Source organism: Myxococcus sp. AB056 (assembly GCF_006547365.1).
In the GTDB taxonomy this organism is placed as follows: Bacteria; Myxococcota; Myxococcia; order Myxococcales; family Myxococcaceae; genus Myxococcus; species Myxococcus virescens.
Genome location: NZ_VHLB01000214.1, coordinates 1 through 562 on the forward strand (window position 1 = coordinate 1; position 562 = coordinate 562).

The 562-nt window shown below is 69.9% G+C and carries 1 pseudogene; it reads right to left on the minus strand.

Annotated elements, in window-relative coordinates:
- Positions 1-190: 190 nt before the first annotated feature.
- Positions 191-562: pseudogene (locus tag FMP39_RS37195) on the minus strand (hypothetical protein); the annotation flags it as partial.

Below are 562 nucleotides of genomic sequence, written 5' to 3' on the forward strand. Positions count from 1 at the left end.
GACATGGGGGCTCCAGCGAGATTCGGGGGCGCCCGGAAGGACGCCATCTGTCCCCATTTTCCGTGATCCGCTTCCGCAGTTGCTTGGTCCCTTCATTTTTTGAGAATCGAGGCCCGGATTTTTCTCGAACCGGGTGAGTCTTCATCCCACTCCGCGCGCGAATCGAGCCCCATCGGCGTCCAGGTGGGATTCAGTGCGAGGGAGGGACCGAGTCGGGCGAGCCGGGGTCGGGCCTCAGCCGGCGGACGGCGCGCAGCAGGAGCTCCTCATCCCGGGGGCTGGCCAGGAAGCCGCGTGCGCCGAGCTCGCGGACCCGGTCGAAGCTCTCGTCATCGCTGCCGTGGACGATGAGGGCGCCCTTGATGTGGACCTCCCCGGCCAGCAGGCCCTCCATGGCCTGGAGGGGCGCGAGCACGACGTCCTCCGGCCCGGTGTGCAGCACCTCCAAGGGGGTGGCGGTGCGGGCCTGGAGGCCGTTCCTCGCCAGCAGCCGGGTGATGAGCACCGCCGTGACGGGCGGCCAGCCATAGAGCAGCAGGGGGCCCCCGGGCGCGAGTGAGGG